The sequence below is a fragment of the Burkholderia ubonensis genome, assembly GCF_902833085.1.
GTDB classification, from domain to species: domain Bacteria; phylum Pseudomonadota; class Gammaproteobacteria; order Burkholderiales; family Burkholderiaceae; genus Burkholderia; species Burkholderia ubonensis.
On sequence record NZ_CADFEB010000002.1, the window covers coordinates 187,224 to 206,846 of the forward strand.

17 protein-coding genes and 4 tRNA genes are annotated in these 19,623 nt (G+C 65.9%); 9 read left to right on the forward strand and 12 right to left on the reverse strand.

The features are described from left to right. The first annotated feature begins 41 nt into the window (after window positions 1-41). Window positions 42-1,040 carry a lipopolysaccharide heptosyltransferase I gene (gene waaC / locus HWX31_RS04840; protein ID WP_174965446.1) on the forward strand — a complete coding sequence of 333 codons (999 nt, stop codon included), beginning with the start codon at window positions 42-44 and terminating at the stop codon, window positions 1,038-1,040. Window positions 1,041-1,062: 22 nt separating this feature from the next. Here waaC and HWX31_RS04845 read toward each other — a convergent pair whose 3' ends face one another. The 5 genes from HWX31_RS04845 to HWX31_RS04865 all read right to left on the reverse strand — a co-directional run bounded on the left by HWX31_RS04845 (window position 1,063) and on the right by HWX31_RS04865 (window position 5,418). Then, complete coding sequence (locus tag HWX31_RS04845) at window positions 1,063-1,242, reverse strand: hypothetical protein (protein WP_174965445.1); 180 nt, start codon at window positions 1,240-1,242, stop codon at window positions 1,063-1,065. A gap of 99 nt (window positions 1,243-1,341) precedes the next feature. Further along, a complete protein-coding gene (locus HWX31_RS04850; RefSeq protein WP_174965444.1) occupies window positions 1,342-2,652 on the reverse strand; it encodes an MFS transporter in 1,311 nt (436 codons plus the stop codon). A gap of 273 nt (window positions 2,653-2,925) precedes the next feature. Then, window positions 2,926-3,414: a TonB family protein gene (locus HWX31_RS04855; protein WP_174965443.1), complete on the reverse strand. Its 489-nt coding sequence runs from the start codon at window positions 3,412-3,414 to the stop codon at window positions 2,926-2,928. A 156-nt stretch (window positions 3,415-3,570) separates the two neighbouring features. Next, window positions 3,571-3,867, reverse strand: coding sequence for a hypothetical protein (locus HWX31_RS04860; protein WP_010091685.1), 297 nt, complete (start codon window positions 3,865-3,867; stop codon window positions 3,571-3,573). Window positions 3,868-4,428: 561 nt separating this feature from the next. Beyond that, the gene (locus HWX31_RS04865; RefSeq protein ID WP_174965442.1) at window positions 4,429-5,418 is read right to left on the reverse strand and encodes a LysR family transcriptional regulator; all 990 of its coding nucleotides are present in this window, start codon (window positions 5,416-5,418) and stop codon (window positions 4,429-4,431) included. Between the two features lie 287 nt (window positions 5,419-5,705). On the opposite strand from HWX31_RS04865, the gene HWX31_RS04870 reads away from it, so the two are divergent. From HWX31_RS04870 to HWX31_RS04880, 3 genes are all read left to right on the forward strand, one after another. After that, window positions 5,706-8,234 (forward strand): ATP-binding protein, encoded by a 2,529-nt coding sequence (locus HWX31_RS04870; RefSeq protein ID WP_174965441.1) that lies wholly within the window; start codon window positions 5,706-5,708, stop codon window positions 8,232-8,234. Window positions 8,235-8,463: 229 nt separating this feature from the next. Then, window positions 8,464-9,477, forward strand: a complete 1,014-nt coding sequence (locus HWX31_RS04875) for an alpha/beta hydrolase (protein ID WP_174965440.1) — start codon at window positions 8,464-8,466, stop codon at window positions 9,475-9,477. 88 nt (window positions 9,478-9,565) lie between these two features. Continuing rightward, the gene (locus tag HWX31_RS04880) at window positions 9,566-11,035 is read left to right on the forward strand and encodes an ATP-binding protein (protein WP_174965439.1); all 1,470 of its coding nucleotides are present in this window, start codon (window positions 9,566-9,568) and stop codon (window positions 11,033-11,035) included. Window positions 11,036-11,147: 112 nt separating this feature from the next. Here the strand turns inward: HWX31_RS04880 and HWX31_RS04885 are convergent. From HWX31_RS04885 to rph, 4 genes are all read right to left on the reverse strand, one after another. After that, window positions 11,148-11,235 (reverse strand) — tRNA-Ser (locus HWX31_RS04885). Window positions 11,236-11,324: 89 nt separating this feature from the next. Next, complete coding sequence (gene hemW / locus HWX31_RS04890; protein WP_059631483.1) at window positions 11,325-12,539, reverse strand: radical SAM family heme chaperone HemW; 1,215 nt, start codon at window positions 12,537-12,539, stop codon at window positions 11,325-11,327. Then, window positions 12,536-13,162 carry an RdgB/HAM1 family non-canonical purine NTP pyrophosphatase gene (rdgB, locus tag HWX31_RS04895; RefSeq protein WP_174965438.1) on the reverse strand — a complete coding sequence of 209 codons (627 nt, stop codon included), beginning with the start codon at window positions 13,160-13,162 and terminating at the stop codon, window positions 12,536-12,538. Before rdgB ends, hemW begins: the two co-directional genes overlap by 4 nt. Beyond that, window positions 13,155-13,895, reverse strand: a complete 741-nt coding sequence (gene rph, locus HWX31_RS04900) for a ribonuclease PH (RefSeq protein ID WP_042583381.1) — start codon at window positions 13,893-13,895, stop codon at window positions 13,155-13,157. The genes rdgB and rph overlap by 8 nt, the downstream gene beginning before the upstream one ends. A gap of 173 nt (window positions 13,896-14,068) precedes the next feature. Between rph and HWX31_RS04905 the strand changes: the two genes are divergently transcribed. The 4 genes from HWX31_RS04905 to HWX31_RS04920 all read left to right on the forward strand — a co-directional run bounded on the left by HWX31_RS04905 (window position 14,069) and on the right by HWX31_RS04920 (window position 18,378). Next, entirely contained in the window at window positions 14,069-14,992 is a 924-nt protein-coding gene (locus HWX31_RS04905) for a YicC/YloC family endoribonuclease (RefSeq protein WP_174965437.1), read from the forward strand. Between the two features lie 6 nt (window positions 14,993-14,998). Beyond that, on the forward strand, window positions 14,999-15,682 hold the full coding sequence (gmk, locus tag HWX31_RS04910; RefSeq protein ID WP_174965436.1) for a guanylate kinase: 684 nt from the start codon (window positions 14,999-15,001) through the stop codon (window positions 15,680-15,682). 60 nt (window positions 15,683-15,742) lie between these two features. Next, on the forward strand, window positions 15,743-15,946 hold the full coding sequence (gene rpoZ / locus HWX31_RS04915; protein WP_006025620.1) for a DNA-directed RNA polymerase subunit omega: 204 nt from the start codon (window positions 15,743-15,745) through the stop codon (window positions 15,944-15,946). A 65-nt stretch (window positions 15,947-16,011) separates the two neighbouring features. Further along, complete coding sequence (locus HWX31_RS04920; RefSeq protein ID WP_174965435.1) at window positions 16,012-18,378, forward strand: RelA/SpoT family protein; 2,367 nt, start codon at window positions 16,012-16,014, stop codon at window positions 18,376-18,378. Window positions 18,379-18,533: 155 nt separating this feature from the next. Here the strand turns inward: HWX31_RS04920 and HWX31_RS04925 are convergent. From HWX31_RS04925 to HWX31_RS04935, 3 genes are all read right to left on the reverse strand, one after another. Next, window positions 18,534-18,610: transfer RNA gene (locus tag HWX31_RS04925), tRNA-Arg, on the reverse strand. 60 nt (window positions 18,611-18,670) lie between these two features. Continuing rightward, window positions 18,671-18,747 (reverse strand) — tRNA-Arg (locus tag HWX31_RS04930). A 61-nt stretch (window positions 18,748-18,808) separates the two neighbouring features. Then, window positions 18,809-18,885 (reverse strand) — tRNA-Arg (locus HWX31_RS04935). Window positions 18,886-19,016: 131 nt separating this feature from the next. Here HWX31_RS04935 and greB point away from each other — a divergent pair. Then, a complete protein-coding gene (greB, locus tag HWX31_RS04940) occupies window positions 19,017-19,580 on the forward strand; it encodes a transcription elongation factor GreB (RefSeq protein WP_010091692.1) in 564 nt (187 codons plus the stop codon). The last annotated feature ends 43 nt before the right edge of the window (window positions 19,581-19,623 follow it).

The window sequence follows — 19,623 nt, forward strand, 5'->3', positions numbered from 1 at the left end:
AGTATCCCTAAATTCCCCGCTCTCGCAACTCGAACATAAACGTGAACCGCATCCTCATCGTGAAAGTGACGTCGCTCGGCGACGTGGTCCAGACCCTGCCGGTGGTCGCCGACCTTCATCGCGCGTTTCCGGGCGTGACGGTCGACTGGGCCGTCGACGAATCGTGTGCGGAAGTGGTGCGCTGGCATCCCGGCGTGAGCAACGTGTTGTGCGCGCCATTGCGGCGGTTCAAGAAGCTGCGCGGCGGCGCCGACCTGAAGGCGATCTGGGCCTCGATCAGCGCGTTGCGCGCGCACCGCTACGACGCGGTCATCGACCTGCACGGCGTCTACAAGAGCGCGATCATCTCGGCGCTGGCGCGTGCCGCGCGCCGCGTCGGCTATCAGACGCAGGATCTCGGCGAATCGGGCGCGCGCTTCGCGTATTCGGACCATTTCGGCCCGCGGCCCGCATGCGACGCCTGGCACGGGATGCGCGTGAGTGCGGGCGAGGCGTTCGGCTACGCGCCGCAGGGCGCCGCCGATTACGGGATCGTCGCGCCCGACGATGCGTGCCTGCCTGCCGCCGTGACCGACGGCGGGCCGTTCATGCTGATGTTCCATGCCACGTCGAACGACGACAAGCGATGGCCGGTCGGGCACTGGGCGGCGGTTGCGACGCGGATGATGGCGCGCGGCATGCGCGTGTTGCTGCCGTGGGGCTCGCCGGCGGAGCACGCGGTCGCTCAGGAAATCGCCGCGCGTGCGCCCGGGGCAATCGTGCTGCCCGCGATGTCGGTGCGTCAGCTCGGCGCGGCGATTGGCCGGGCCGCACTGGTGGTCGGTGTCGACACGGGTCTCGTCCACATGGCGCACGCGCTGCGGCGGCCGACCGTGATGATCTTCGTGGACACATCGCCCGAGCACTGCGGCATCGGCGGCGCGCCGCATGCCGTGTCGATCGGCGAGGTGGGCGCCGCGCCGTCGGTCGACGACGCGCTGCAGGCAATCGACTCGGTCGGTCCGGCTTTCGGCGCGCCGATGCACGCGCAGGCGGCCTGAGCGGCCGCGCGCCGGTGCACGCTCAGGCGAGCAGTGCCTCGAACGCGAGCACGGCGGCAATGGCCGCCGCATTCGCGACGAGCGCCTCGAACACGAGGCCGAGCCAGCTTTTCGGCCGGAAGCGGAGCGTGAGCAGCAACGCGCCGCCCAGCGCGAGCGACAGGATCAGCACGAGGTCGGCATTGGCGAGGCGGATGCTCATGGGGGGCGGCTCCGTGGCGATGGCGGCGCGGCAGGCGGCGCGCCCGCCATCGAGTATAGGCGGCGCCGCCCGCGGCACAAGCCGGGTTGCCCCGCAGCGTCAGACGAGCGCCGTGTCGCGCGTCTCGCGCATCAGCAGCACGCCGAGCAGGCTGAGCGCCGCCGCGACGGACACATAGCCGCCGACCCACGACAGGCCGCCTTGCGCGGCAAGCAACTGCGCGATGTACGGCGCGATCGACGCGCCGAGGATCCCGCCGAGGTTGTACGCGACGCCCGCGCCCGTGTAGCGGACGTTGGTCGGGAACAGTTCCGGCAGCAGCGCGCCCATCGGCGCGAACGTCACGCCCATCAGGAACAGCTCTAGCGTCAGGAACAGCGCGACGAGCGGCATCGAGCCGCTGCCGAGCAGCGGCGCCATCGTGAAACCCGACAGCAGCGCGGCGATCGCGCCGGCGATCAGCACCGGCCGGCGGCCGAAGCGGTCCGACGCCCACGCCGACAGCGGCGTCGCGAGCCCCATGAACACGACCGCGAGGCAGAGCAGGCCGAGGAAGCTCTGGCGCGGGATATGCAGTGTCGCGACGCCGTACGACAGCGAGAACACGGTCGAGATGTAGAACAGCGTGTAGCAGACGACCATCGCCAGCGCGCCGAGCAGCGTCGGCTGCCAGTGCTGCGTGACGAGCGTCGCGACCGGCACGCGCACGCGCTCGTTGCGCTCGAGCGCGGCCTGGAACGCGGGCGTCTCGGCGATCTTGAGCCGCACGTACAGGCCGAGCGCGACGAGCACCGCGCTCACGAGAAACGGAATGCGCCAGCCCCAGCTGCGGAACTGCGCGTCGGACAGCGACAGCGCGAGCGCGAAGAACAGCCCGTTCGACATCAGGAAGCCGACCGACGGGCCGAGCTGCGGGAACATGCCGAACCAGCCGCGCTTGCCTCGCGGCGCGTGCTCGGTCGCGAGCAGCGCGGCGCCGCCCCATTCGCCGCCGAGGCCGATGCCCTGGCCGAAGCGCAATACGCACAGCAGCACCGGCGCGAGCGTGCCGATCGCGTCGTAGCCGGGCACGAGGCCGATCGCGGTGGTGGACAGGCCCATCACCAGCAGCGACGCGACGAGCGTCGACTTGCGGCCGACGCGGTCGCCGAAATGACCGAACAGGAACGAGCCGATCGGCCGTGCGATGAACGCGATGCCGAACGTGACGAACGCGGAAAGCGCCTGCGCGGTCGCGGAGCCGTGCGGGAAGAACACCGGGCCGATCACGAGCGCGGCGGCGGTCGCGTACACGTAGAAATCGTAGAACTCGATCGCGGTGCCGATGAAGCTCGCGAACACGATGCGCTTGTGGCTGACGGCGCCGGCCGCATTGGTTGCGTGCGCAACGGCCGGTGGGGATGCGGACATGGATGTCTCCGTTTTTGGTCTTGATGAACGCCCGGTGATGCACGCGGCCACGCAAGCGGACGCCTGCCCGGACCGTCGAGCGCGAGAAGGTGGCGGCATGGATGCGCGCCGTGGCGCGGATCGTCGCCCGCCGGTCGACGCTGGAGACGGATAGTCGCCGCCGTGATCGGCTCGTGTGCCTGGTGAGGCGCGAGCCCGCGTGCGGCGTGATGGCCGCGGCGATTGCGGAAAATTATAGCCAGCGCTGCCGAGCGCAGGCAATCGCGCGCGGCTTCAGTCGATCGTTTGCGCCTGCGCCGACGCGGTGCTTTGCAGCTGGAACTTGCCGTTGTCGTTGAAGAGCCAGCTTTCCATCAGCTCCACGTGGCCGTTGCCGTCGAGCAGTTTCGGGGGCGGCGGCGGCAGCGGCGCCGAACGCCGCAGCGATGCGAGCGCGAGCGACTCGGCCTCGTTGTCGCCGTTGCTGCGGTATACCGATGCGTGCACGAGTTGGCCGCTGCGATCGATCGTGAATGCGAGCACGACGAGCGAGCGCAGCATCGCCTGCGGCGTGCCGCGCAACACGCCGGACGGATTGCGCTCGGCGACGTGTTCGGCAACTTCGGTGCGGTACTGGGCGAGTGTGGCGCTGCGGATGACCGACGGGATCGTCAGGACCGCGCGCGGGGGCGGCGGCGTGATCGTGCAGGCAGCGAGCATGGCGACGGCGGCCGCGGCGGCAACACGCAACCGGACGACGCCTGACAGGGGGATGGCGAACATGGCGTGGCGCCGGGGAACACGATAGACAAATGATAGTCGCGCGATGGATCGCGCGACATCGGGACAAACGTATATCGCGCGGCGCGCGTGGTTGCGACGGCTGATGACGCGTGACGCGCCTGTCGGCTGATCGTCAGGCGGCGCGTGCCGTGCCGCTCAATACCCGTGCGTGACGAGCGACAGGACCGACAGGTCCGGATGCGTGCCGTCGACGATGCTCTTGCCGATATGCACGGCTTCGTGGACGGCCTCGTCAACGGTCGAGTAGCTTTCCTCGCCGTCCGCGTGGAACGGCACGGCGTGGCCGGGCAGCGCGGGATTCGCGCCGGGATGGCAGACGTAGCCGGTATAGGTGAAGCGCGTGTCGTTGCCCGGCATCGAGGTCGGCACGACATGGATCTCGAAGCCTTCGTAGTAATCGACGTGGCGGATCGGGGTCGACTGTTCGGACATGGCGGTCTCCGTGTGCGGCGCGGGCGGGTAAGCCCGTGCGGCAGCGAATGCGCGGCGGCGTTCGTGTCGCCGTTCTGATCCGAATTCTAGGCGATGGCGGAGGAGGGCGAGCATGGCAGCGGCGCGTTGCGGCCGGCCGGCGGCCGCGCGATCGACGCAATGCCAGGGCGGCGTGGCGAGGGTGCCGGCGCGGCATCGATGGGAATCGAACGAAGGCTGCGGTCGCGCAATGAAAAATCCCGCCACGCTGCACGCGGGCGGGATGTTTCGGCGGAGGCGGTGAGATTCGACGGCGTAAGGGGAATTTATATTAAATCAACAGGATACGGATGGAGTCCCAAAGGGGCACCCATGCTTGGTACGGGCCTCACCCCGGTTGAAACAGGGTGCGCGTCGACCGGTGCGACCCACATGCCGCGGCTGACGGGCAAATCAATGATGCCGCGGTCGCTTCGGAATGGCCGGTTTCGGAGGCGCAGGTCAGTTCCCAGATAGCGGGATGTTGTCGTCAGAAAATCGGAGATGATGTGATTCGTCATGGTGCGGTTGCTCTCTGATGCCTCAAGCGGCGTGAAGTGCGCGACGGTCGGACGGAATCGCGCGCAGCGGCGCGAGCGAAACGGCGCGATGGTCCAGGTCCGATGTGGTTTGGACCGAGTCCGAATGGGGGCCGAGACTTCGAAGGATGTGCTCGATGAACTTCCGAACACGCAACGGTTGATTGCGTCGTGCCTGATAAAGCAGGAACGCCGGCAATGGCTCGGTCTCCCAGTCGTTCAAGATCCGGACAAGCTCGCCGCGCGACTCGGGGCCGCGAGCGATGTGGTCGGGCAGAACGGCGACGCCTTCCGATTCCAGCACCGCGGCGATCAGCGCGCCAGGGCAATTCGAGCGGAAGGGGCTGCGAGCGACGAGCGCGGCCTGCGCGCCGGTCGCGCGATGGCTTACCGGCAGTCCGGCAGGGCCGTCATTCGCGAGCGCGGTCATGCATCGTTCTGCCGGCAGGTCCTGCGGACTTGTCGGCATACCGCTTTTCGCGAGGTAAGACGGGGTTGCATATATGCCGACGCTCAATGGCGCAAGCGGACGAGCAATGCGGGACGCCGGTACCTGGCGGCCGACAACGATCGCGAGGTCGGCGAGTTCGCCGAGCAATTCGCTGCCGTTGTCCACAAGGCGCGCGTCGACCCGCACCTTCGAGTGCTCGCGCATGAAGCCATGGACGATGGGCCCCAGTTGCGCCATGCCGAAGAGGGCAGGTACTTCGATGCGGAGGTCGCCGCACAGCGTCAGCGAATCGGCGCCGACCTGAGCAAGACTTTCGTAGCTGTCCAGCACACCCGTCACATGTTCCAGAATGGTGTGCCCGACCGACGTCAACCTCACTTTGCGCGTCGTGCGATTGAACAACTGTACGCCCAGCAGGGTTTCGAGGTCCTGCACGGCACGGCTGACCGACGGAACGCGCACGTTGGTGGCATCCGCGGCCTTGGTGAAGCTGCCGTGCTCGACGACCGCTTTGAAGATTTCTAACGCTTTCAGACGTTCCATGACGCGCTCCGTGATGAAGTCAGGTTGCATGGAGCGAATATTGGGGCGTCGGCGAAGCCACGGCGAGTTACGAGTCGTTAAGTATCGTAAGACGCTTGCGGAAGCGTTAATGCGATTGGTTTCATGCGTGAAAGCAGTCTGCAAGGTCGGTGGGCGCGTGATTTCAGGTCATTTAAGTTGGCGGCGCGGCGCCGCTGGGTAAAAATTCGACAAAACCGGCGGCGCCGCACGGAGCTGAGGACAACGCCCGCAAGCGGCCTACTACTGATGACCTGCATGGTGGTTCGATGGTTGCACCGTTTAGCCTGACATTCGGGCTGTTTTCCCTGCACTTTCCCCAGCGCACACTCACCAGAAATGGAGAGGAGGTTCGCATTGGCAGTCGGGCGCTCGACATCCTCGTCGTACTGGTCGAAAGTGCGGGGGCGCTGGTGTCGACGCGTGAACTGTGCGACCGGGTGTGGGTGGACAGCGTGGTCGACGAGGGGGCGCTCCGGGTGCACCTCTCGGCTTTGCGCAAAGTGCTGAGCGACGGCAATTCCGACGTTCGATACATCGTGAACGAGATGGGGCGGGGTTACCGATTCGCGGTGCCCGTCAGTCGCTCGGCTTTGCCGCAACCGGCGCTCGCGGCGGCCGGCGCAGCTCGGACCGCAGGGCTCGGGGGACGCGCACTGCCGGTTACGTTGGCTCGCGTCATTGGCCGGGACGACGTCATCGCCGGGCTGACCGAGCAGTTGCCCCTGCGTCGGCTGTTGACGATTGCGGGCCCCGGCGGCATGGGCAAGACCACGGTGGCGGTCGCGATTGCACATCGGTTTTCCGAACGGACCGGCATCCAGGCGCTGTTCGTGAATTTTGCGCCGGTTTCCGACGGCGCTAGCGTAGCGAGTACCGTCGCTTCGGCGGCCGGTGTCGCCGTGTCCACCGGCGACCCGATACCCGACCTGATTCGCGCGCTGGGCGACACGCCGATACTCCTGGTCCTGGACAATTGCGAACATCTGGTAGACGCGGTCGCTCAAGTCGCCGAGCAACTGTTGCAGGGCGCGCGCGGCATTCATCTGCTGGTGACGAGTCGGGAGCCGTTGCGCGCGGATGGCGAGTCGGTGCATCGGCTTGCGGCGCTGCCGTCTCCCGAGGCGGGCGTTCGGGTCGGCACGGATGAAACGGCGAAGTACCCGGCGATTTCACTGTTCCATGACCGCGCAAAATCTGCCGATGACACGTTCGAGCTGACCGACAGGAACATCGGCGCGGTGTCCGATATCTGTCGCCGTCTGGATGGCATTCCGCTGGCGATCGAGCTTGCCGCGGCGCGCGTCGGCCTGATGGACGTGCACGCCATTGCGGCGCGGCTGGATGACCGCTTCGCGTTGCTCACGCAAGGGCGCCGGACTGCGCTGCCGAGGCAGCAGACGCTGCGCGCGACGCTTGACTGGAGCTACGAGCTCCTGCGGCCTCGGGAGCAGCAGGTCTTGCGCCGGTTGTCGGTCATGCGGTCGTCGTTTGGCATGAGCGAAGCCGCCGCGGTGGCCGGCTGCGCCGACCTGGATGAGCTTGCCGTCTTCGAAGCGACCACGGGGCTCGTTGCCAAGTCGCTCATCGCCCGCGACGTCGATGATTCCGATCTGCCCTACCGGCTTCTGGACACGACGCGCCACTATGCGCACGTGCGGCTGGTCGAAGCGAACGAAGCCGGCGAGGTGAGGCGTCGACACGCGGCGCATTGCTGCGCCGTCTTTGCCGACCCCGTGGCTGCGTGGGAAGGCAAGGCGCCGCGGCAGTGGCTTGCCCTGCATAGCAAGCGCATCGACGATATTCGTGCGGCGTTCGAATGGGCATCGGACCAGGCGGGCACGCCCGAACTTGCGATCAATCTGGTGATCGTCACCGCGCCGCTTTGGTTCCATCTGTCGCTGCCGCACGAGTTCCTCGGCATGGCGGAGCATGCCATCGCGGCAGTGGAAGTGTCGGAGCGGGCAGGAAGCGCTCAACATATCGAGTTGCTTGCAGCCTATGGACATGCGCTGTGGCACACGCGAGGGCCGACTCCGGAGATGGCACGTGCATTCGAGCAGGCCTACGCGGCGTCCGAACGGTCCGGCGACGAGGGGCTGGCGCTGCGTGCGCTGTGGGGCATCTGGGCGCAGCGCATCCTGGCGGGTCATTACACCGAGAGTCTGGCGTTCGCGGACAGGTTCAAATCGATGGCGGCGCGCACGACGGAACTTGCGCTGAATCAGACGGCGGACCACATGCTTGCGCTTTCCCATCATTTCCTGGGCGATCAGGCAAGGGCTCGTGCGCTCATTGAGGGCGTCATCGCGCGGGATGAGGACCCCATTCGCGCAGACCACGCGAATCATGCCCAGGTTGACGGCCGGATCGCGAGCATGTCGCTGCACATGCGGGTACTCTGGTTACAAGGCTTGGCGGACGAGGCGCTCGCGCTTGCGCGGGAATGCGCCGAGCTGGCCCTGTCGGTCGACCATGACCTGTCGATCTGTTACGGTCTCGCGATTGGCGCCATTCCGGTGGCGACATGGTCCGGCGAGCTGGGGATGGCCAGAGAGCTCACGGACAGGCTGCGCGAGCGGACCAAGCGGCGAGGCTTGACCCACTGGGACAAGTGGGCTGAAGGCTTTGATGCCGTCCTCGAAGGTCGGCCGGTCGCGCCGGCCGGCGCGAGTCCGATGCAATTGGAAGTCTTTGCGAGTGCGGGCTGCAAGGCCAGTGCCGACGCGCTGATTGCCGATGGCCGTCTCGACGCGCCGTCATGGTTCCGTGGCGCACTCCGTGACCATGCGGGTTGACGCTATCCCCGCCATGACGATGACGCGAGGGTTCTGAAGGGGATGCGGCGGCGTTGCGGCGGCATCGCTAACACCTCTTAACTAAGGTTAACTGAGCCTTCGGGGCATGTCTCTTCGAGAATGGGCGTACCGGAGCTCGAGGTCGCTCCAGGCGTGAGGCGGGCAGTAGACGCCGTGTCTGGACAGCCATCGGGTTTTCCCAACAGCCTACTCATGGATGTGCGCCGTGATGAATGACAGCTCGCTTTCAATTTCCGCCAAATCGACCCCGGCGGACCTGACGACACCCTGGTCGTCACACCCGGTTCTAGACCCGGAGACGCAGCAGTTTCTCGATTTGGCCGCCGAGGCCGGCTTGCATCCGGACAGGCTCCTGATCGAGCGTCCGAACTTCCCGGAATGTCGCGACTCCGACGACCGGTCGGGCGACCCAACCCCGGTGACAGTCGAGCACCACGCTTTGCGGACCGACACGGGCACGGTCGACGTGCATATCGTGCGTCCGCTCGGTGTACAGGAGCCTCTGCCTGCAGTCGTGTACTTTCCTGGCGGAGGGTGGCGTATGGCGAGCTACGCGACGCATCGAAGGCTCGTATGCCGTCTTGCCGTCGAGGCAGGCGTCGCGGTCGCATTTGTGGCCTATTCGTCTGCGGCGGATGTCCGCTACCCGGCTCAGAACGAACAAGCGTACGCCGCGCTGCAATACGTCGTTCGGAACGACAAGGCGCTGCGGATAGACAGCCGCGCAATGGCCGTCGTGGGTGATGGCGCCGGTGGCAACATGGCGGCCGTTACCGCGCTTCTGGCCAGGGACCGAAGCGGACCGGCCCTTCGGCTGCAGGTGCTGATTTGTCCGATCCTGTCCGCGAATCCGACAACGCGGTCATATCGCCAGTATTCGAGCGGTCCGGGAATGACGGCGCATGCGCTCGAGGCGTTCATCGACGCGCAATTTCCCGCGGAATCGCTGTCGGATAAAACGGCAATGCCCATTCTTGCGAGAGCCGACGAGCTTGAAGACCTGCCGTCGGCGCTCATCATCACCGCGGAAAACGACGTCTCTCGCGACGATGCGGAGGAATACGCTCGCAATCTCATGCGAGCAGGCGTCAAGGTCAACGCGGTTCGCTATCTGGGCACGATACACGACTTCGTCGTGTTCGACGGACTGGCCGAGACTATCCCGACCGATGCCGCACTGAGACACGCGTGCAGCGTCATCAAGTGCGTACTCCATGGCTGACGGCCATTGGATATCCAATGGCGCAGGCTTCGTTCGATATACGGAAGCATAGATTTCATCCGTCAAACCACCTTGGGGCAGGGCGCTCATGTCCGTGTCCTTCAAGCAGGAGAAAGACATCATGAGAATCGGACGATTCGAACTGGATATGAACATGCGCTGCCTGCTCCTGAACGGCGACGCCGTGCGTCTCGGATCGCGCGCGATCGACGTTCTCGTTGCACTCGCATCCGCGCGTGGCCGCGTGGTGACGCGAGCGGAATTGATGGAAGCGGCCTGGCCGGACGTCATTGTGGAGAACTGCAACATCGACGTCAGCATCTCGGCCCTGCGCAGGGCGCTCGGGGCTGACCGGGACCTCATCGTCACCGTCGCACGCCGTGGCTACCGGCTGGCGTCGTCACGCGACGCTGATGCAGGCGAGACCTCCGCGGCCGAGCCGATGCCGATTCCGCGTCGTAATTCCCTGTTCGTGGGGCGCGAAACGTTGGTGGCGGACGTGTTTGCCGCGCTGAAGCGCGGCCCCGTCGTAACACTGACGGGCCACGGCGGGGTGGGAAAGTCGAGCCTTGCGCTGGAAGTCGCTCACGGCGCGATGTCGGTGGACGCAGAAACGGTGTCTTTTGTCGATCTGGCATCCGACGTCACCCTGTGCGACGTCCTGAAGTCGATTGCGAATGCGTGCGGTGTCGGGGCGATCGGCAATGTTGCGACGGTCGAGTCTCTAAGGGCAGCGATCTCCTCGTCTTCGCGTCTGCTCGTTCTGGATGGCGTCGAGCATGTGGTTTCCATCGTCGCGCACGTCGTGGAGTCGGTCCTCGCCGGAACGGCAATGGTAAGGTTCCTGGTGACGAGCCGCGAAGCGCTGCGCATCCGGAACGAAGTGGTCTTGAAGGTCCCTCCGCTGTGCGTGCCGGGCCAAGCCGATCGCAGTGACAGGCTACTCGAGAGTCCCGCTGTCCAACTGTTCGTTCACCATGCGCATGTGGCCGGCTGGAAGCTCGCTCCTGACGCCGTTGAGCTCGAGCAAATCGGCGAAATCTGCCGCCGGCTGGATGGCATCCCGCTGGCAATCGAACTGGCCGCCGGCCGCGTGGAGATGCTCGGCGTCGACGGCGTGCGTCGCCGGCTCGATGATGCCTTGTCGCTGCTGTCGGGCGGCTATCGAACCGCTACCCCGCGACACCGCGGTCTGCGTGCAGCCCTCGACGTGAGCTTCGAATTATTGAGTGACCTCGGCCGGACGTTGCTGATGCAGTTGCACAAATTCGAAGAGCCGTTCAGTTTCGAATCGATGTGTGATGCGGCGCGCGACGTGAGGATGTCGCGGGACGCCTTGTTCGACAGTATCGGAGAGCTCGTCGCCAAATCGCTCGTCAACGTCTGCCTGGATGGTAACGACGCGTCGTACAGCTTGTTTGCATCGACGCGCGCCTACGCAGCGGAGAAACTGCAGTCCAGGTTCGACGGCAATGTTCTGGCGTTTCAATCGGGTGTTGAACGGTGCGACTCGCGGGCGATCTCGTCGCAAGGACCGGTGCTCGCATACGCATCGTGAACGATGTGCCGCTCGGGGAACGAGCACGGTGCGAACGGATGAATCGGCGCGTCGTCTTCGGGAGACGGCGATGGCGGCAACATCGTTCTTGGCCGTCTCTTCGAATGCAGGATGGCGGAAGCGGTGAGATTCGAACTCACGGACAGTTGCCCGTCGCTGGTTTTCAAGACCAGTGCCTTAAACCGCTCGGCCACGCTTCCACGAGGCGGCATTGTAACCGAAATGCCGCCCCTGTCGACCGGAGTCGGCACATCAGTCCTTGCTCCGGTCCCATGCTTTGCGGTCATGCTCAATCGTCGCGCAGGAACAGTTCCTGCAGGTCGTTGAGGAACCGCTGGCCGAGCGGCGTCGGCGCGATCTGCGCGAAATCGCGCGCGATCAGCCCGCGCCGTTCCGCTTCCTTCAGCGCCGGCTCGATCGTGCTCATCGGCAGCCCCGTGCGCTCGGCGAAGCTGTGCACCGGGAAGCCCTCGACGAGCCGCAGCGTGTTCAGCATGAATTCGAACGGCAGGTCGCGCGCGCCGACTTCGCGTTCCTCCTGGACCGGCGTGCCGGCCAGCGCCTGCTCGATGAAGGTCGCCGGATGCTTGTAGCGCGCCTGCCGCAGGATGCGGTTCGGGAACGACAGCTTCGTGTGCGCGCCCGCACCGATCCCGAGATAGTCGCCGAAGCGCCAGTAGTTCAGGTTGTGCTTGCACTGGTGATGCGGCTTCGCATACGCGGACACTTCATAGCGTTCGTAGCCGGCCTCGGCCGTGCGCGCGTGGATCCACTCCTGCATGTCGGCGGACGCGTCGTCGTCGGGCACCACGGGCGGAAACTTCGCGAACAGCGTGTTCGGCTCGAGCGTCAGGTGATACAGCGACAGATGCGGCGGCGCGAACGACAGCGCGGTCTCGATGTCGGCGCGGCATTCGTCGAGCGTCTGGTTCGGCAGCGCGAACATCAGGTCGAGATTGAAGTTGTCGAACGTGTTCGCGGCGACCTCGACGGCCGCGCGCGCCTGGGCGGCGTCGTGGATGCGGCCGAGCGCCTTCAGGTGCGTCTCGTTGAAGCTCTGGATGCCGACCGACAGGCGATTCACGCCGCTCGCGCGGAACTGCGCGAACTTCGCGGCTTCGAAGGTGCCGGGATTGGCCTCGAGCGTGATTTCCGCATCCGCGTCGAGCGGCAGCAGCGCGCGCACGTCGGACAGCAGGCGGTCGAGGCCGGCTGCGGACAGCAGGCTCGGCGTGCCGCCGCCGATGAACACGGTATGCACCTGCCGTCCCCACACGAGCGGCAGCGCGTGCTCGAGATCGGCGCGCAACGCGTCGAGGTACTCGGTCTCCGGAAACTGCTCGCCTTTCCATTCGTGCGAGTTGAAATCGCAATACGGGCACTTGCGCACGCACCACGGGAAATGCACGTACAGCGCGAGCGGCGGCAGCGACGTCAGCCGCACCTGCCCGGGCGACGTGAAGGTCGCGACGACGCGCGCGCCGGTGTCCGCGGCCTGGCTCATGCTGCCTCCGCAAGCCGCGCGAGCAGCGCCTTGAGCGCGAGCGCGCGATGGCTGAGCGCGTTCTTCACCGGCGGCTCGAGCTCGGCCGCCGTCGCGCCGAGCGACGGCAGGTAGAAATACGGGTCGTAGCCGAATCCGTGCGCGCCGCGCGGCGCGTCGACGATCTCGCCGTGCCAGCGGCCTTCGGCGAACATCGGTTCCGGATCGTCGGCATGACGCACGAGCGCGAGCACGCAGCAGTAGTACGCGCGGCGGTCGGCGACGTCGCGCAACTGGTCGACGAGATGCGCGTTGTTCGCCGCGTCGCCTTTCTCGAGCCCCGCGCGTTGCGCGTAGCGCGCCGAATAGACGCCCGGCGCGCCGCGCAGCGCGCGCACGCACAGCCCCGAATCGTCGGCGATCGCCGGCAGCCCGGTGAGCTGCGCCGCGTGCCGCGCCTTCGTCAGCGCGTTCTCGATGAACGTGCGGTACGGTTCTTCCGCTTCCGGCACCGCGAGGTCGCCCTGCGGAATCACGTCGATGCCGACGGTCGAGAACATCGCCGTGAATTCGCGCAGCTTGCCCGCATTGTTCGACGCGAGCACGATGCGCGACAGCGGCGGCGTGATGCGATCGTCAGACATGGCTCACACCCAGCGCGTCCTTCTGCAGCCGCACGAGCTGGCCGATCCCGCTCTGCGCCAGGTCGAGCAGCGCGTTCATCTCGTCGCGCGAGAACGGCACGCCTTCCGCGGTGCCCTGGACTTCGACGAAGCCGCCCGCGCCCGTCATCACGACGTTCATGTCGGTGTCGCAGCGCGAATCTTCCGGGTAATCGAGATCGAGCACCGGGGTGCCCTCGAACACGCCGACCGAAATCGCGGCGACGTGGTCGGTGATCGGCGAGCGCGCGAGCTTGCCGGCGGCGATCAGCTTCGACACCGCATCGTGCGCGGCGACGAACGCGCCGGTGATGCTCGCGGTGCGCGTGCCGCCGTCGGCCTGGATCACGTCGCAGTCGATGTGGATCGTGCGCGGGCCGAGCGCCTCCAGGTCGAACACCGCGCGCAGCGCGCGGCCGATCAGGCGCTGAATTTCCTGCGTGCGGCCCGTCTGCTTGCCGCGCGCCGCTTCGCGATCGCTGCGCGTATGCGTTGCGCGCGGCAGCATGCCGTATTCGGCGGTCAGCCAGCCTTGCCCGCGATCACGCAGGAATTCGGGCACGCGCTCGGCGACGCTCGCCGTGCAGATCACCTTGGTGTCGCCGAATTCGACCAGCACGGAGCCTTCCGCGTGCTTCGTGTAGTGGCGCGTGAGGGCGACCTTGCGGAGTTCGTCGGCGCGGCGGCCGCTCGGCCGGGAAGTGGATTGCGTCATGAGGGAAAGATGGCAGGGAGGAAACCCTGATTTTAGCGCCGAACGGCGGCGGCGCCGGGCGGGGTGGCCGGCAAAAATGGGATAATGCGCGTTTCCCGCCCCGCGCTTGCGAATGCGCCGGGCGCCTCGACTTATTCCCGGCCCGCGAGGGCATTCAGACGGCGAGACGAACCATGATCTACAGCATGACGGGCTACGCGAGCGCGACGCGCGAACTCGCAGCGGCGACGGGCAACGGCGGCACCAGCGTGTCGGTCGAATTCCGAACCGTGAACTCGCGTTTCCTCGACCTGAATTTCCGCATGCCCGACGACGTGCGCGCGTGCGAACCCGCGCTGCGCGAGATGCTGATGAACAAGCTGTCGCGCGGCAAGGTGGACGTGCGCATCAACCTGCAGCGCGGGGAGCAGAGCATCGGCGCGGGCGCGCTGAACCAGGCGGCGCTCGGCCAGCTCGCGGACCTCGAGCGCACGGTGCTCGAGTCGTTCCCGGGCGTCGGCCGCCTGCGCGCGGGCGAGATCCTGCGCTGGCCCGGCGTGATCGCCGAAAGCGGCGTGTCGGCCGACGCGATCCGCGACGCGGTGCTCGCGTGCGGCAAGGAAGCGATCAACGAGCTGGTCGTCGTGCGTTCGCGCGAAGGCGCGCAGCTCGCGGCGATGCTGCTGTCGAACGTCGCCGAGATGGAGGCGATCGTCGCGCGCATCACGCCGCTCGTGCCGGAGCTGATCGCGAAGCATCAGCAGAAGATCGTCGAGCGGCTGCAGGAAGCGCTCGGCATCGCGGCGCCGGAAGGCAGCGCGCCGATCGTGTCGCGCGAGGAAGCGGCGGAGCGCATTCGTCAGGAAGTGACGATGTACGGCATCCGGATCGACATCGCGGAAGAGCTGTCGCGGCTCACCGCGCACCTGAACGAAACGCGTCACGTGATCGAGAAGGGCGGCCGCGTCGGCAAGCGTCTCGACTTCATGATGCAGGAACTGAATCGCGAAGCGAACACGCTCGGCTCGAAAGCGGCGGCCAAGGAACTGGCCGATGCGTCGATGGCGCTCAAGCTGCTGATCGAGCAGATGCGTGAGCAAGTGCAAAACCTGGAGTAACGCAACATGACCGAATTCACCCACGACGGCCACGCCGCGCATGCGCTGCACGGCGGCGTCTATCCCGGCAACCTGTTCATGGTCGTCGCGCCGTCGGGCGCCGGCAAGTCCACGCTGGTGAACGCGCTGCTGTCGAAGGACGCGGATATCTGCCTGTCGATCTCGTACACGACGCGCAAGCCGCGTCCGGGCGAGCAGGATGGCCAGCATTATCATTTCACGACCGTCGACGATTTCCGCGCGCGCCACGCCGCGCACGAATTCCTCGAGAGCGCGGAAGTGCACGGCAACTACTACGGCACCTCGCGCGTGTGGATCGAGGAGCAGATGAAGAACGGCCACGACGTGCTGCTCGAAATCGACTGGCAGGGCGCGCAGCAGGTGAAGAAGCAGTTCCGCAACGCGGTCGGCATCTTCATCCTGCCGCCGTCGCTCGACGCGCTCGAGGAGCGCCTGAAGAAGCGCGGCCAGGACGAGCCGAACGTGATCACGCGGCGTCTCCTCGCGGCCGGCAGCGAGATGGCGCACGCATCGGAAGCGGAGTACGTCGTGATCAACGAGAACTTCGATCGCGCGCTTGCCGAGCTCGAATGCATCGTCGCCGCGACGCGCCAGCGCTTCATTTCGCAGTACGCGCGACATGCGGAGCTGTTCATCGAGCTCGGCATCCACCAGCCGCACGCGGAATGACGGCGAGTGTCGAGGGACATAAGGTAGAATAAGCACTATATTCAGAAGGAATTACCCAACATGGCTCGCATTACCGTCGAAGACTGCCTGAAGCAAATCCCGAACCGCTTCGAACTGGCGCTCGCCGCCACCTATCGCGCGCGGCAGCTCGCGCAAGGCCATACGCCGAAGATCGAAAGCCGCGACAAGCCGACGGTCGTCGCGCTGCGCGAGATCGCGGCAGGTCAGGTCGGCGTCGAGATGCTGAAGAAGGTGCCGGTCTAAGGCGCACCGCTTTACTTCAGCCATGTAGTCCACGCGCGCAACGATTGCTGACCGAGGAGGCGAATATGAGCACCACCCCATCGTCCGCCTCCGCGGATCAGACCACCGAAGCCACGGCACAATCGCCTGCGCGCCAGTACATCGACGCGGTCCTCGAACAGTCGTTCCGGCATCTGTTCGGGCCGACCGCCACTCCGGAGCAGCCGCGCAAGCACGGCGTCGTTTCGATCGCGAAACTGACCGCCGCGCTTGCCGAGTACCTGGCGCCGGAAGAAATCAAAGAGGTCAAGGCGGCGTTCCACTTCAGCGACGAAGCCCACCTCGGTCAATATCGCCAGAGCGGCGAACCCTACATCACCCATCCTGTCGCCGTCGCGGAAATCTGCGCCGGCTGGAAGCTCGACGCGCAGGCGGTCATGGCCGCGCTGCTGCACGACGTGATGGAAGACCAGGGCGTGACCAAGAGCGAGCTCGCCGAGCGCTTCGGGCCGAAGGTCGCGGAGCTGGTCGACGGGCTGTCCAAGCTCGACAAGATGGAATTCCGCAGCCGCGAGGAAGCGCAGGCGGAAAACTTCCGCAAGATGCTGCTCGCGATGGCGCGCGACGTGCGGGTCATCCTCGTCAAGCTCGCCGATCGCCTGCACAACATGCGCACGCTCGGTGCGGTGCCGATGGAAAAGCGCCGCCGCGTCGCGCGCGAAACGCTCGACATCTATGCGCCGATCGCGCACCGGCTTGGTCTGAACAATACCTATCGCGAGCTGCAGGACATGAGCTTCGCGAACTTCAACCCGCATCGCTACGCGACGCTCGAGAAGGCGGTGAAGGCCGCGCGCGGCAATCGCCGCGAGGTGATCAGCAAGATCCTCGAGGCCGCGCAGCGTGCGATGGTCGACGCGAAGATCGACGCCGAGATCACCGGCCGCGAAAAGACGATCTACAGCATCTACCGGAAGATGCGCGACAAGCAGCTGTCGTTCTCGCAGGTGCTCGACGTGTACGGCTTTCGCGTCGTCGTCGAGAATCCGCTCGACTGCTATACGTGCATCGGCGCGCTGCATGCGCTGTACAAGCCGGTGCCGGGCAAGTTCAAGGATTACATCGCGATCCCGAAGATCAACGGCTACCAGTCGCTGCACACGACTCTTGTCGGCCCGTTCGGCGCGCCGATCGAGTTCCAGGTGCGCACGCGCAAGATGCACGAGATCGCCGAGGCGGGCGTCGCCGCGCACTGGCTGTACAAGAACGGCGGCGCGGATCTCAACGACGTGCAGAAGCGCGCGCACCAGTGGCTGAAGTCGCTGCTCGACATCCAGAGCGAGGCCGGCGATTCGAGCGAATTCCTCGAGCACGTGAAGATCGACCTGTTCCCGGATGCGGTCTACGTGTTCACGCCGAAGTCGAAGATCATGGCGCTGCCGCGCGGCGCGACGGCGCTCGATTTCGCGTATTCGATCCACAGCGATCTCGGCAACCAGTGCGTCGCCGTGAAGATCAACAACGAGCTGCTGCCGCTGCGCACCGAGCTGAAGAGCGGCGACATCGTCGAGGTGATCACCGCGCCGTATTCGAAGCCGAACCCCGCGTGGCTCGGCTTCGTGCGCACCGGCAAGGCGCGTTCGGCGATCCGTCACTACCTGAAGACGATGCGCCTGAACGAATCGGTGCAGCTCGGCGAGCGGCTCGTCGACCAGAGCCTGAAGGGCTACGGCCTCGCGCTCGCGGACGTCACGCCGGAAGTGTGGGAAAAGCTCGTGCAGTGGACGGGCAACAAGAGTCGCCAGGAAATCTTCGCGGACATCGGCCTCGGCCGCCGCGTCGCCGCGGTGATGGCCAAGCGCATCGAGGTGCTGATGAGCGGCCGCGACGCGGACGACGACCTGCCGAAGGCCGAGCGTCATGCCGCGCATCATGCGCCGCCGGTCGTGATCACCGGCACCGAAGGGATGTCGGTGCAGTTGTCCGCGTGCTGCCGGCCGATTCCGGGTGACGCGATCATGGGCTACATCGGCATCGGTCTGGGGATGGCGATTCATACGACCGATTGCCGCGTCGCGCAGCGCATCCACCGGCGCGATCCGGGCCGCTGGATCGACGTCGAATGGGCGCCGCAGCCGGGGCGCCTCTTTGACGTCGCGGTAAAGGCGCTCGTGAAGAACACGAAGGGGATCTTCGCGCGCGTGGCGGCGGACATCACGTCGGCTGACGCGAACATCGTCCACATTGCGATGGACGAGGACCTCACGCACGAGTCGACGGTGCTGCGCTTCGTGATCCAGGTCAGCGACCGCGTCCACCTTGCGAACGTGATGCGGCGCGTGCGGACCAATCCGGACGTGATGCGGATCATGCGCGAGCGTTCGACCGAGGATGGTGCGCATGCGCGTCACGACGGCGGGATGCGGATCGAGCGCGAGCGGCAGGATTACTGACGCGCGAACGCTCACGCAAGCGATGCGACGGCGGCCTCGGGCCGCCGTTCTTGTTTGTGCGTCGGCGATTTGATCCGGATTCGAATCGGCGCGGTGAGATCGAGCAGGGAAGGGGCAAAGAAAAAGGGCCTTCCCGGAGGAAGGCCCTTCTGAAGTGGCGCGGCTGGCAGGATTCGAACCCACGACCCCTTGGTTCGTAGCCAAGTACTCTATCCAACTGAGCTACAGCCGCACGCAAAGCGGTACTACTTCAACTGTCGGAACCTTCTACGGTGGGAAGGCCCCCAAAAAGTGGCGCGGCTGGCAGGATTCGAACCCACGACCCCTTGGTTCGTAGCCAAGTACTCTATCCAACTGAGCTACAGCCGCACGCAAAACGATACTACTTCAAACTGACAGGGCCTTCGGTACGGAAGGCCCTTGAATTAGGTGGCGCGGCTGGCAGGATTCGAACCCACGACCCCTTGGTTCGTAGCCAAGTACTCTATCCAACTGAGCTACAGCCGCACGCAGAAGAGGGATTATAGCAGGGTCGCGTAAAAAGTGAAGCCTTATTCGCAAATTGTTGGACATGGGCTCGTCGGCCGGCCCATCGTGTACCCTTGAAATATCCGCAATCCACGTTTGAACATTGCATCATGAACAAGGCGTTTGTCAAAGAGTCGGACGGCGACGACGACGATCTCGACCAGGCCCAGACGGCGATCCCGGCGGGTTCGAAGAATTACATCACGCCCGCGGGGCACAAGCGCCTCAGGGACGAACTGCTGAACCTGATCGACGCCGAGCGGCCCGAAGTCGTGCGGCTCGTGTCGTGGGCGGCATCGAACGGCGACCGCTCCGAGAACGGCGACTACATCTACGGCAAGCGGCGGTTGCGAGAAATCGATCGGCGCATCCGTTTCCTGACGAAGCGGCTCGACATCGCCGAGGTGGTCGACGCGAGCCGGCAGGAGAACACCGACCAGGTGTTCTTCGGTGCGACGGTCGACTATGCGACGCCGGACGGTGAGGAGCACACGATCACGATCGTCGGCATCGACGAGGTCGATCTCGACCACGGTCATGTGAGCTGGATCTCGCCTGTCGCGCGCGCGCTGCTGAAGGCGAAGATCGGCGACACCGTCACGCTGATGACGCCCGCCGGCCCGCAGCCGATCGATGTGCTCGACGTGCACTACCCGGAGCCGGGCGCGGCTTGAGCGCGTCTGCGCTGTCGCACAGCGAAAAAAAGCGCCCCGGCTG

Bases quoted from the DNA above. Each gene is read 5' to 3' on its own strand.
- HWX31_RS04845 (WP_174965445.1), bottom strand. From the start codon at position 1,242: ATGAGCATCCGCCTCGCCAATGCCGACCTCGTGCTGATCCTGTCGCTC.
- HWX31_RS04850 (WP_174965444.1), bottom strand. From the start codon at position 2,652: ATGTCCGCATCCCCACCGGCCGTTGCGCACGCAACCAATGCGGCCGGC.
- HWX31_RS04855 (WP_174965443.1), bottom strand. From the start codon at position 3,414: ATGTTCGCCATCCCCCTGTCAGGCGTCGTCCGGTTGCGTGTTGCCGCC.
- HWX31_RS04860 (WP_010091685.1), bottom strand. From the start codon at position 3,867: ATGTCCGAACAGTCGACCCCGATCCGCCACGTCGATTACTACGAAGGC.
- HWX31_RS04865 (WP_174965442.1), bottom strand. From the start codon at position 5,418: ATGGAACGTCTGAAAGCGTTAGAAATCTTCAAAGCGGTCGTCGAGCAC.
- HWX31_RS04870 (WP_174965441.1), top strand. From the start codon at position 5,706: ATGGTTGCACCGTTTAGCCTGACATTCGGGCTGTTTTCCCTGCACTTT.
- HWX31_RS04875 (WP_174965440.1), top strand. From the start codon at position 8,464: ATGAATGACAGCTCGCTTTCAATTTCCGCCAAATCGACCCCGGCGGAC.
- HWX31_RS04880 (WP_174965439.1), top strand. From the start codon at position 9,566: ATGTCCGTGTCCTTCAAGCAGGAGAAAGACATCATGAGAATCGGACGA.
- hemW (WP_059631483.1), bottom strand. From the start codon at position 12,539: ATGAGCCAGGCCGCGGACACCGGCGCGCGCGTCGTCGCGACCTTCACG.
- rdgB (WP_174965438.1), bottom strand. From the start codon at position 13,162: ATGTCTGACGATCGCATCACGCCGCCGCTGTCGCGCATCGTGCTCGCG.
- rph (WP_042583381.1), bottom strand. From the start codon at position 13,895: ATGACGCAATCCACTTCCCGGCCGAGCGGCCGCCGCGCCGACGAACTC.
- HWX31_RS04905 (WP_174965437.1), top strand. From the start codon at position 14,069: ATGATCTACAGCATGACGGGCTACGCGAGCGCGACGCGCGAACTCGCA.
- gmk (WP_174965436.1), top strand. From the start codon at position 14,999: ATGACCGAATTCACCCACGACGGCCACGCCGCGCATGCGCTGCACGGC.
- rpoZ (WP_006025620.1), top strand. From the start codon at position 15,743: ATGGCTCGCATTACCGTCGAAGACTGCCTGAAGCAAATCCCGAACCGC.
- HWX31_RS04920 (WP_174965435.1), top strand. From the start codon at position 16,012: ATGAGCACCACCCCATCGTCCGCCTCCGCGGATCAGACCACCGAAGCC.
- greB (WP_010091692.1), top strand. From the start codon at position 19,017: ATGAACAAGGCGTTTGTCAAAGAGTCGGACGGCGACGACGACGATCTC.